At 64.7% G+C, this 11,344-nt stretch carries 10 protein-coding genes; 3 read left to right on the top strand and 7 right to left on the bottom strand.

Going from position 1 to position 11,344, the window contains the following annotated elements; all coding sequences use genetic code 11:
• From C7450_RS34160 to C7450_RS28655, 3 genes are all read right to left on the bottom strand, one after another.
• Positions 1–223 (bottom strand): leucine zipper domain-containing protein (locus tag C7450_RS34160; protein WP_170147346.1); only part of this gene is annotated, 223 nt, incomplete at its 3' end.
• A gap of 297 nt (positions 224–520) precedes the next feature.
• Positions 521–1,183, bottom strand: a complete 663-nt coding sequence (locus C7450_RS28660) for a TerC family protein (RefSeq protein ID WP_110377912.1) — start codon at positions 1,181–1,183, stop codon at positions 521–523.
• Between the two features lie 300 nt (positions 1,184–1,483).
• Positions 1,484–2,785, bottom strand: a complete 1,302-nt coding sequence (locus C7450_RS28655; protein ID WP_110377924.1) for an alpha/beta hydrolase — start codon at positions 2,783–2,785, stop codon at positions 1,484–1,486.
• 248 nt (positions 2,786–3,033) lie between these two features.
• Between C7450_RS28655 and C7450_RS28650 the strand changes: the two genes are divergently transcribed.
• Positions 3,034–4,098 (top strand): alanine racemase, encoded by a 1,065-nt coding sequence (locus tag C7450_RS28650; RefSeq protein WP_110377911.1) that lies wholly within the window; start codon positions 3,034–3,036, stop codon positions 4,096–4,098.
• A 348-nt stretch (positions 4,099–4,446) separates the two neighbouring features.
• Here the strand turns inward: C7450_RS28650 and C7450_RS28645 are convergent, their stop codons facing one another.
• Together C7450_RS28645 and zigA are read right to left on the bottom strand one after the other, a co-directional pair.
• Positions 4,447–5,316, bottom strand: coding sequence for an NAD(P)-dependent oxidoreductase (locus tag C7450_RS28645; RefSeq protein ID WP_110377923.1), 870 nt, complete (start codon positions 5,314–5,316; stop codon positions 4,447–4,449).
• A 113-nt stretch (positions 5,317–5,429) separates the two neighbouring features.
• The gene (gene zigA / locus C7450_RS28640; protein WP_110377910.1) at positions 5,430–6,662 is read right to left on the bottom strand and encodes a zinc metallochaperone GTPase ZigA; all 1,233 of its coding nucleotides are present in this window, start codon (positions 6,660–6,662) and stop codon (positions 5,430–5,432) included.
• Positions 6,663–6,918: 256 nt separating this feature from the next.
• On the opposite strand from zigA, the gene C7450_RS28635 reads away from it, so the two are divergent.
• Positions 6,919–8,259 carry a hypothetical protein gene (locus tag C7450_RS28635; RefSeq protein WP_110377909.1) on the top strand — a complete coding sequence of 447 codons (1,341 nt, stop codon included), beginning with the start codon at positions 6,919–6,921 and terminating at the stop codon, positions 8,257–8,259.
• Positions 8,260–8,347: 88 nt separating this feature from the next.
• On the opposite strand, the gene C7450_RS28630 is transcribed toward C7450_RS28635, so the two are convergent.
• Positions 8,348–8,830 (bottom strand): hypothetical protein, encoded by a 483-nt coding sequence (locus tag C7450_RS28630; RefSeq protein WP_110377908.1) that lies wholly within the window; start codon positions 8,828–8,830, stop codon positions 8,348–8,350.
• Between the two features lie 201 nt (positions 8,831–9,031).
• Positions 9,032–9,805 (bottom strand): enoyl-CoA hydratase/isomerase family protein, encoded by a 774-nt coding sequence (locus tag C7450_RS28625; RefSeq protein ID WP_245450180.1) that lies wholly within the window; start codon positions 9,803–9,805, stop codon positions 9,032–9,034.
• 325 nt (positions 9,806–10,130) lie between these two features.
• Between C7450_RS28625 and nagA the strand changes: the two genes are divergently transcribed.
• A complete protein-coding gene (gene nagA, locus C7450_RS28620; protein WP_425351266.1) occupies positions 10,131–11,309 on the top strand; it encodes an N-acetylglucosamine-6-phosphate deacetylase in 1,179 nt (392 codons plus the stop codon).
• Positions 11,310–11,344 lie beyond the last annotated feature (35 nt).

Genomic DNA, 11,344 nt, shown 5'->3' with positions numbered 1-11,344 from the left:
TCGCGACCGGTGTCGCATGCGGCATCCGGCCGGGCGCCGAGCTCCTGTCGTGCAGCATCCGCTCGCCGCCCGCCCGGAACCGCGCAAGCCACTTGTAGGCCGTGCGCTCGGAAATCCCGGCCGCTCGCGCAGCATCCGCGACGCGCCAGCCCCCTGCCACGATCCGATTCACCAGAAGGACTCGACCGTGAACGGTCATCCGCGCATTCTCATGCATGTTCATCCGGGCGCTCCGGTCAGGGTTGGTTGGCTTCGCAACCCCAACCTCACATCCCGGCCCCGGATGAACAACCTTCATAGCTTCGACAGCTAGAGCAAGTGCGTCTTTTGCGGATTGGCTCCGCGCCACAATAAACGAGCAAATTCCTGGGATGGATCGACATTCAGCGCTTTCAGCTGTCATGGCCGGGCTTGTCCCGGCCATCCCTGTGCATCGAAGCGCCTTTCCGATCGGGATCACCGGGACAAGCCCGGTGATGACGATGATATCGGTTGGGCAATTCTCGAATGTCGTTTCTCGCTAGCCTGTCGCCCCATTCACGAGCGGCCACACCTCGACCGCACCGCGATAGATCATCTCGAGCGCCACATAGAGAATGACGGCGAGACCGACATAGGCGATCCAGCGGAAGCGCTGCAGGAGATTGGCGATGAAGCTGGCGGCGATCCCCATGAGGGCGATCGACAGCGCCAGGCCGAAGACGAGAACGCCCGGATGCTCGCGCGCGGCGCCGGCCACCGCGAGCACGTTGTCGAGCGACATGGAGACGTCGGCGATGACGATCTGCCAGGCAGCCTGGGCAAAGGTCTTGCGCGGCGCGCCCCCGGCAATCGTGCCGTCGGCGTTGAGATCGGCATCCGCAAGCGCCTCCACAGCCGCTTCCTCTTCCGCGTGCGGGGTACGCAGCTCACGCCACATCTTCCAGCAGACCCAGAGCAGCAGGATGCCGCCCGCCAGCAAGAGGCCCACGATCTGCAGGAGCTGGGTTGTCAGGCCCGCGAAGATGATACGCAGCACGGTCGCGGCGATGATGCCGATCAGGATGGCCTTCGCGCGCTGATCCTTGGGGAGGCCGGCAGCCGCCAGGCCGATCACGATGGCATTGTCACCAGCCAGCACCAGGTCGATCATGATGACCTGAAGCAGGGCGGTGAGAGCTTCGCCCGAAAAGAACTCACTCATCAATGGTTGTCCTCTTTCGCCTCATGGGAAAGAGTGGCCGATCAACCGATGACACCTGCTCGCAGCCGGCGAAGCGCGAAGCGGGGCGGGAGGGAAATCGCAGCGCCCCGCTGCTGATGCATCGCTTGAGCTGATCACAAATGTCTCAGGCCACTCCGTTCGATGTCCAGTCCGACATCGCAGTTCGTTGAGAACTGCCAGAGGGGCCCGGCCTGGTGGCGAAGCATTACAGCACGATGGGCAAAGTCTCAAGGCCCGGCCACGATCCCGGCGAGCGCCGGGTCACGCCGCCAAGCCGACCTAACGGTTGTTGCGCAGGGCTTCATCCGGCGTCTTGGTGAGAAGCTCGCCGGTCGACGTCGTCGTATCCGCTATGCTGTTGCCGAGCGTTTGCATGTGGTTGCCGTAGTTGTCGCGGGTATTGGGATCAAGAACCGCGGCAGGCGCAGAAATGACGAGACCTGCCGCCGTCCCGACCGTCGCCGCGGCGCCGGCCGTCACGCTGATGATGCGGTCGCCGAGACCCACGTGGGAATCCGTAATCGTCTGGCCGGACGCGAGGCGTTGCCCGATGAGCTGCACCACCTCCGGGCTCTCGGCGAATTTCCCGTGGTTGAGACTGTCGCCGCCGCGCAGCTTCGTGAGATCGAGCACCGTGAACTTGTAATCGATGAATTCCTGCTTGTAGGGGTCAACTTCGGGGTTGACCGCGCCCAGGCGACCGACATTCCCCCAGACGCGCCGCGAGACGGCCAGCGCCCGGTCGTCCTGCGACACGAACAGCGTGAAATTCGGGCGATCCTTGCCCATATCCGCCATCTGGGTGCGGAACACGTCCACATCGACATCCGGCGCCGCCAGCATGACGTTGCGGATCTTCGGCGAAACGCGTCCATTGCGGATGGCCATTTGCCGCAACGCTTCCAAAGTCACCCAGTTGCCCATGGAATGGGCGAGGATGGAGATCTCGCCAACGGATGGGTCGCGCGACATCCACTGCAGCAGGTTCTCGAGCGCGTTGCGCGAATAGTTGCTGCTCTCGCGATCATAACCGTAGGCGAGAACGCTACCGCGCGACGGCCAGGTGAACAGCACCGGCGTCACATCCATGTTGGAATCATGAATGATCTGCGCGAAGCGATAGACCGCATCCTCGAAGCGATTGTTGAAACCGTGGATGAAAACAAGAACGCGCCGCTTAGGCGTCCTCTTCACCGAACGGTTGAACCACGCAATCGCTTGCGCCCGATCCAGAGAATCCGTGCTGAGCGTGACGAAATCAGTCGCGGGGTTGCCCGGAAGCCGGCGGGGCCACTGCACCTCACCGACCTTGCGCGCGCTCTCCGGCGGGATCGACACCGTGATTGCGGCAAAGGAGGGGGTCATGCCACGTTCACCGGTGAACATCGTGCCGGGGTCTTTCGCAACCTGACGCGTCGTGGCGACGATCATCGACACCTTCGAGGCACCCGGCGCCGTTTCCGCCACCGGCGCGAGCACGCCGCGCGGGGTCCCGCAGCCCGTCACCGCAACGGCAAGGCCGGCCGCCACGCATAGTCCTCGCAGCGCGGTGACCGGGCGCGACCGAAGGGGCGTCCTCATCGCGGCCCGGCCCACCATGGCCGGGACGGCACCCACGCGGCGGGATGTTGACATGATGCTGGCAAGCCACATGGAAGGATCGCACTCCACTCGTCCCGAACAACTTGCAGGTTGGGCAGCCGAGATCAAGCCGCAAAGCAGTGTGGCGTGCATATCCCGGTGGCTGTAGCATTCCGGCTGCAGAGGACGGTGCGCCGCGTTTGACCGTGCGCGCCGTCACGTTTCCCGCTGCACAAGGAGATGGCCTCATGATTTTTCAGCCCCGCGCCGATGACACGCCCATGCCTGTCGTCGATCTTGCCATCGTGGAGGCCAATCTGAAACGCATGCAGGCCTATTGCGACAGCCACGGGCTGAAGCTTCGGCCGCACATCAAAACCCACAAGATGCCGGGGCTCGCCAAATGGCAGTTGGATCTCGGCGCGGTCGGCATCACCTGCCAGAAGCTCGGTGAAGCCGAGATCATGATCGACGCCGGCATCACCGATATCCTGATCTCCTATCCGTTGATCGGCCCGGTCAAGGCCGCGCGGCTCGCGGGGCTCGCCCGCAGGGCAACGCTCGCGGTCGTTGCCGACAGCCCGCTCGCCGTCGACACCGCCGCCGAGGCCGCACGGGCCGCGGGCGCCACCATCCGGGTCCTCGTCGAATTCGAGAGCGGGGGGCGGCGCGCCGGGGTGGCATCACCCGCCGATGCGCTCGCCCTGGCACACCGCATGGGCGCGGCGTCCGGCCTCACCTTCGGCGGGCTCATGACCTATCCGCTCGGCCCGGAGGCCGCGGCCTTCATAGCCGAGGCCAAGGCGCTGTTCGCGGCTGAAGGCATCGCCATGCCTGAAATCTCGGCGGGCGGCACGCCGCGTGCCTTCCACGCCCATGAAGTGCCCGGCGTGACGGAACTCAGGGTCGGCACCTACATCTACAACGACCGCAACACCGTGGACCAGGGGGCGGCCAGCCTCGATGACTGCGCGCTGCACATCGAGGCGACCGTGGTCAGCCGGCCGACGGCGGACCGGGCCATCATCGATGCCGGTTCCAAATCCCTGTCGAGCGACCTGACGCCAGGCGGGCCGGCACGGGGCTATGGCCTCATGCCGGACTATCCGGAGGCGGTCATCGTGAAGCTCAACGAGGAGCACGGCATCGTCGACCTCTCCGCCTGCGCGCGGCGCCCGGAGATCGGCGAGACGGTCCGCATCATCCCGAACCACGTCTGTGTGGTCGTAAACCTCCACGACGAGATCCTGATGACGCGGCCGGGCGCGCCGGACGTCACGATGCCGGTCGATGCGCGGGGGCGGTCGCGCTGATCGCCTGCATTCGCCCCGCCGTCGGGTCGCGGGCATTCCAAAGCGATCCGAAAGTGCGGGTTCGGAAGCCAAGACCGCCGACGGCCCTCACCCTGCCCCTCTCCCGAACGGGAGAGGGAACGCTACCGATTCACCGCGCGTTCGGGCAAACGGGCCTGAGACGACAGGCCGAAAACCAGATGTCATCCTCGGCGGCGCGCAGCGCCGGGAAGAGGATCCATGCACACCGTCGATCTGCGATCTTGCAATGCCGGTGGTCGTGGGTCCCCTTCCCGGGCCGCTTCGCAGCCCGCCGGGGACGACACGGAGACTGCGAGGTCGTTGCCGCGCGTACCTTGTCCCCGCTTCTCACTCGGCCTTCTTCAGGCGGGTGATGAGGCTCGAGGTATCCCAGCGCCGGCCGCCGTTCTTCTGCACCTCGCCGTAGAACTGGTCGACGAGCGCGGTGACGGGCAGCGTCGCACCGTTGCGCCGCGCTTCGGACAGGCAGATGGAGAGGTCCTTGCGCATCCAGTCGACGGCGAAGCCGAAGTCGAACTTCCCCTGGTTCATGGTCTTGCCGCGGTTTTCCATCTGCCACGAGCCGGCGGCACCCTTGGAGATGACATCCAGCACCGCCTCGACGTCGAGGCCGGCGCTCTGGGCGAAATGAACGCCCTCGGACAGGGCCTGGACGAGCCCGGCGATGCAGATCTGGTTGACCATCTTCGTCAATTGCCCCGACCCCGCCGGGCCCATCAGGCGCGACGCGCGGGCAAAACAAAGGATCGCCGGTTCGGCCCGCGCGTAAGTCTCGGCATCGCCGCCGCACATGACGGTGAGCACGCCGTTCTCGGCACCGGCCTGTCCGCCGGAGACCGGCGCATCGATGAAGCCGATTCCTTTTTCCCCAGCCTTGGCCGCAATCTCGCGCGCCACGTCGGCGGAGGCGGTGGTGTGATCGACGAGGATCGCGCCCGCCTTCATGGCCGTGAAGGCCCCCTCCGCGCCGAGAATGATGGCGCGCAGGTCATCATCGTTACCCACGCAGCTCATGACGATGTCCTGGCCGGCGGCAGCTTCCGCCGGTGTCCTGCCGAATCGGCCGCCGTTGGCGGCCACCCAGGCCTCGGCCTTCGCCGCGGTGCGGTTGTAGACGGTGACCTCGTGACCTTTCGCCGCCAGATGGCGCGCCATGGGCGAACCCATCACGCCGAGCCCCAAGAACGCGATCTTCATGCTGCACTCCCTTGCTGAGGTGACCGGCGGCATGAGGATGCTCACGGCCATCGTTGTCCCATCACTCGACCATGGACGTGCCTCAGGTCAAGCCGTGGTTCCAACGAAGAGGCTCATGCGACGTCGGCCTGCCCCCAGAACGGAAAGGGATCGCGCAGTGTCCGGAAGGCAGCAGGATCGAAGCGAATGGGGTTGGCAGGCCCCACGAGGCAGTCGTCGAGGGCGGCGCGAATGGCGGCCTCGTCCATGCCGGTGCCGATGAAAACGAGCTCCTGACGGCGATCACCCCAGACGGGGCTCCAGTGCCGCGCGAGCAGCTTCTGCCAATCCGGGTGATCCGGCCAGTGCGCCTTCGGGATCGCGGCCCACCAGTGGCCCATTCCGGTGACCCGGGCGATCGCCCCCGCCAGGGAGAAATCGCCGACCCATTGCGGTCGCGTCGCAAGCCAGAAATGGCCCTTGGCGCGGATCAGGCCCGGCCAGGTGCGATTGATGAAGGCGTTGAACTTCGCCGGGTCGAACGGCCGGCGGGCGCGATAGGCAAAACTCTGGATGCCATATTCCTCCGTTTCCGGAACATGATCTGCGAAGCCGTACAATTCCTTGTACCACAAGGGATGTTGCTGCGCCTTCTCCTCATCGAACAGCCCCGTGTTCAAAACCGCCTCCAGCGGCACCCGGCCGAAATCGCTCTCGATGATCCGCGCGTCGGCATTCAGCGCCGCGACGACCTTGCGCACCAGAGCCAACTGGTCACGCGACACCTCGGACTTCTTGTTGATCACGACGACATCGGCGAATTCGATCTGCTCGACGAGGAGGTCGACCAGGGTCCGATCGTCCCCTTCGCCGGCCGTCTCGCCCCGATCACGCAGAAAGGCATTGGAGCCGTAGTCCTTCAGGAGATGGGCGGCGTCCACCACGGTGACCATCGTATCGAGCCGCGCCACGTCCGACAGGCTCTGCCCGTCTTCATCCCGGAACGAGAAGGTGCTTGCCACCGGCAGGGGTTCCGCAATCCCGGTGCCCTCGATGAGGAGGTAGTCGAAACGGCCCGTCTCGCTCAGACGCCGCACCTCCGCGAGAAGATCGTCGCGCAGCGTGCAGCAGATGCAGCCGTTGGTCATCTCCACCAGCTTCTCGTCGGTGCGGGACAGACCGGAGCCGCCGTCGCGGACGAGATCGGCGTCGATATTCACCTCCGACATGTCATTGACGATGACCGCGACTTTCCGCCCCTCGCGGTTGTTGAGGACGTGGTTGAGAAGGGTGGTCTTGCCCGCGCCGAGGAAGCCGGACAACACGGTGACGGGCAGGCGCTGATCGTTCTGGGCAGGAGCTGTCATGGCGGGATCTTTTGGCTTGGATATTTTGGCTTGGATATTTTGGGTTTGAACGGATCTTAAATGAATGAAATGTTATATCATTACATTTCATAGCGGGGCGCTTTCCGTGGGTCAACACCGGCAGCGGATTCCCGGCTGAGTGCCCCTTCAGGTCCGCCCATCGCAATGGCGACCCGAGGACATCGGACATTGACAGGTATGTTATATCGTTACAATTGATGCGCGCAATCGAGATATTCCGTTTCAGGAGACAATCGTGATCCGACATGATCTTTCCGCCCTTCTGGCGTCCACCGCACTTGCCGTTGCCGTCACTTGCGCGGTGCCCGGGGTGACCCTGGCGCATGACCATGCCGTCAAACGGGGACGGCTGGTCTTCGCCGACCACGAGAAGCCTGTTGTCCGCGTGCTCGATCTCGACAGCGGCGAGATCACCCACAGTTTCGAAATGCCGAAGGCCAATCCTGTCTTCGCCACCGCCGAAGACAGGCGCCATGTGGTCATCAAGACCGGTGACGACGCGGGCACGGTCCGCATCCTCGACAACGGCCTCACCTTCGAATCGCACGGCGACCACGAAGATGTGGACAAGGGTGAAGTCAAGCTGCTCGATCTGACATTCAAGGGTGATCGCCCCGCCCATGTGGTCTCCGAAAACGGCTGGCTCGCCATATTCTATGATGGCCTCCGTCCGTGGGAGGCCAAGAGCAATGCCAAGGCCTATGTGATGCCGCTCGAAGGCCTCGGCGCGGCCAAGCCCGAGGTCACGGAATGGAAGGGTCCGGCGCCCCAGCATGGCATCGCGATCCCGCTCGGCCAGGAGCAATGGATCATCTCGGTGACGAAACCGGCCTATGCCAAGGGCGACAACCAGAAGGTCTCCTCACGCCCGGACGGCTACGAAATCCTCGACCGCTCGAAGAACTGGGCGCGTATCGCCTCCTTCAACGACACGAGCGACCCGACGAAGTCCTGCAAGGAGTTCCATGGGCACGCCTCGCTCGCCAACACCCATGTCTTCGGATGCAACCAGACGATCGCCGGAGACGAGCGCGGCGACGGCGGGCTCCTCGTGATCGCCAAGGCGGCGGACGGCACCTGGGGCTCGCGCAAGATCGCCTATCCCGACGGGCGCCGCTCCAGCACGATCAAGGCGGTGGCCGACGGGCAATATATGGTGGCCAACTACGGCCTGAAATCGCCCTATGACGCTTTCCTGCGCATCGACCCAAAGGCAACGGCCCTCTCCGAAGCTGACGTCTTCGCCGTCCCCGGCGGGCAGGCGACGTGCCAATATGAGGTCAGCCCCGACGCGAAGCGGGTCATCAACCTGACCCCGGATGGAGTGCTCAGAGTCTATGACATTGCACCCGCGTGGAAGGAAGTCGCCACTTTCAACGCCGTCGGCAATTTCGATTGCGCCTACGGCGCGACGACCCCCGTGCCGAGCCTGGCGATCGTCGGGGACAGCGCCTTCGTCAGCGATCCCGAGAACGGCCGCATCCGCGAGTTTCATCTCAACACGCTGAAACAGGGCCTCGACATCCCCGTCGATGGCAAGCCCGCCAATCTCGCGGGCGGCGGCAACGCCGGCTGACGCCCGCCCGGCCACGCGCGAGCGAACGCGTCCAGACGGTCAGGAACCGCCCTGCCCGTTCGCTCGTCGCACCACAGGTTGCGTGTCTTCAGTTGATCGTCGGATAGGGGATGAAGGTGGTCTGGCCGGCTTCATTGTCATAGGCCGCGCCATAGAGCCGCCCGCCGATCTGGCGCAACGCGAGTTTTCCCGGGGTCGCCTTTGCAGCAGCGAGCAACGCGTCGATCGAGGGCGCGATCTTGTGGGGATCCAGCGTCGGCTCCAGCGTCGCGACGATCGTATACAGATAGGGCGCGACCTTCGCGGTCTCGCTCATGCAGGAATCCGGCACGGTCACCGAGAAGGTCAGCAGCAGGCCACGGCGCGTGGTGTGACCCTGCCCCTTCACGCAGTCGCCGCCCGCGAAAAAGACGAGCGACGAGCCGTCGGGCGCCGCCATGGTCTTGTCCACGGCGAAGGAGAGCTTCGCTCCGGCCATGGCCGGCTGGGCATTCAACATCTTGAGGAACGCTTCGGCATTCAGGTTGAAGCCGTCATCGGCCTTGGCGCCGGACGCCAGCAGGACGGCCACGGCAAGGCTCGCTCCGAAGCTTGCCGCGCGGCTGAAGCCAGTCCATCTGCCAAGCCCAGTCCATCTGCCAAGCCTAAAAAAACTGCCCAGCCTAAAAAACCTGCCAAGCCCAAGAATAGACGACACCATCTCGCAACCTCTGGACCGAACGGGGTGAGCCGCGCCGGTTCATGCATGAGCCGGCGCGAGCACAATACAGATTTAGCGATCCTTGAAAACCGCCGCCCGCTTCTCCACGAAGGCGGCGCAGCCCTCCGCGGCATCATCGGTCGACGCCACAAGCCCGAACAATTCGGCTTCGATGCGCAGGCCCTCGTCGAGCGCGACGGAGGCGCCCCGCTCCACGGCCGCCCGGGCGAGGCTCTGCGAGGACAGGCTGAAACCGGTGAATTCGCCGGCAAAGGCGACCGCCGCAGCAACGACGTCATCGCTGACGACCCGGTTGATGAGGCCGAACTTGTCCGCCTCCGCGGCATCGATGAAACGCCCGCTCATGATGAGCTCGAGCGCGCGGGCTTCGCCGATCAGGCGTGGCAGGCGCTGCGTGCCGCCAAAGCCGGGCAGGAGCCCAAGCTTGACCTCCGGCAGGCCCATCTTTGCCGTGGCGAGCGCCACGCGGAAGGTGCAGGCCAGCGCGAGCTCGAAACCGCCGCCGAAGGCAAAGCCGTTCATCGCCGCGATGGACGGAATGCGCAGGCGCCCGAGCTTCGCGAAGGTCGACTGGCCGAGCTCCGAGCGCTCCTTCATCGCGATAGGCGACTGGGCGAGAAATTCCTTGATGTCGGCGCCCGCGCAGAAGGCCTTGGGGCCTGCGCCGGTGACGATGAGGGCGCGGACCGCCTCGTCCTTCGCCACAGCATCGAGGGCCTCGCCCAATGCGTGAAGGACTTCGGCATTCAAGGCGTTGAGAACCTCAGGCCTGTTCAGCCGCAGGATCGCGCAGGATCCCTGATTGTCGCGTTCAACTACTGCCACACCGGCCTCCATACTGTCTTGCATTTGGTGCGAACGTCCTATCACGCGCGGCAGGCAACGTCTCGATCTGGCGCGACGGCTGCCGTGCCGCGTGATGCCGCAAGACCTCCGCTATCGGCAGCATAGGCATAGGCCATGAAGAAATCATCGCATCGGCCGCAATTCACGGCGCTGCTGATCGATGGCAAAGCAGCGAAACAGACTTAGGCGGTCGCCATTGCTTCCTGTTATGATCGCGTTCAAGCACACGGGTCTGTTGACGCCTCGGCAGGGATCGCGCATCCACAGTCTGTTAACTATTGCGGAGCCATGACCCATGACGGACGTGCCAACGCGTTTTGCCCTTTCGGGCGCTGACGTTTTCGACGGCCGAACCCGCCATCGCAAGCACGCGCTTGTTGTCGACGAAGGCCGCATTCGCGCGATCGTGCCGGCACGGGAGCTGCCTGCCAATATCGAGGTCGTCCGTATCGATGACGGTCTCATCTCCGCCGGCTTCATCGATCTGCAAGTGAACGGCGGCGGCGGCGTCCTATTCAACAGCCAGCCGACCGTCGAGGGCATTCGCGACATCGTGGCGGCCCACGCCCGCATGGGAACGACCGCCCTGCTGCCGACTGTCATCACCGACCATCCCGAGGTCACCTATGGCGCCATCACGGCCGCGCGGCAAGCCATCGCGCAGGGCATCGAGGGGTGCCTCGGCATCCATATCGAAGGGCCGTTCATCGCGCCCGCGAAGAAAGGCGCCCATGACCCGGCGCTGATCCGCGATCTGAACGATGGCGAATTGCTGCGCCTGACCCATACCGGGCTGCGCAACGTTATGATGACACTCGCCCCCGAAGCCGTGACCAACCAGCAGATCGAGGCCCTCATCAAGGCCGGCGTGACGGTCTCGATCGGTCACAGCAACGCCACCTATGAGGAGGCGATGGGCGCATTCCAGGCGGGCGCGCGCTGCGTCACCCACCTCTTCAACGCCATGAGCCAGTTTGGCAGCCGCGATCCCGGCATCGTCGGCGCCGCCCTTGCGAGCGAACAGGTGTGGTGCGGGCTCATCGCCGATGGACACCATGTCCATCCCGCCACCATGAGCACGGCCATGCAGGCCAAGCGCGGCCTGCCCTTCTTTCTCGTCAGCGACGCCATGCCCACGGCAGGGTCCATCCAGAACAGCTTCCTTCTCAACGGCCGAGAGGTCACACGCGTCGGCGATCGCCTGACGCTGGAAGACGGCACGCTCGCCGGATCCGATATCGTGCTCATCGACGCCGTGCGCTTCATGGCTGATACCGTCGGCGTTGCCCTGGAGGAAGCACTCCGCATGGCCTCGCTCTATCCGGCGATGGCGCTCGGCGTAACGGCGGACTATGGCCGGCTCGTGCCGGGGCGGCGCGCCGATATCGTGCATCTCACGGAAGACCTCAGCGTCGAGGGCGTGTGGGTCGGCGGAAAGCCGCTAGACATCAAGGCCAAGAGCCGTCAGCGCATGCCAGCGTAAGCTCGGCGCATGCGATTAGGGATATAGTTGTATTT

Source organism: Chelatococcus asaccharovorans, from assembly GCF_003201475.1.
Classification (GTDB): Bacteria; Pseudomonadota; Alphaproteobacteria; order Rhizobiales; family Beijerinckiaceae; genus Chelatococcus; species Chelatococcus asaccharovorans.
Note: the sequence above shows the minus strand (reverse complement) of the source record. Positions and strands in the feature narration are given on the sequence as shown.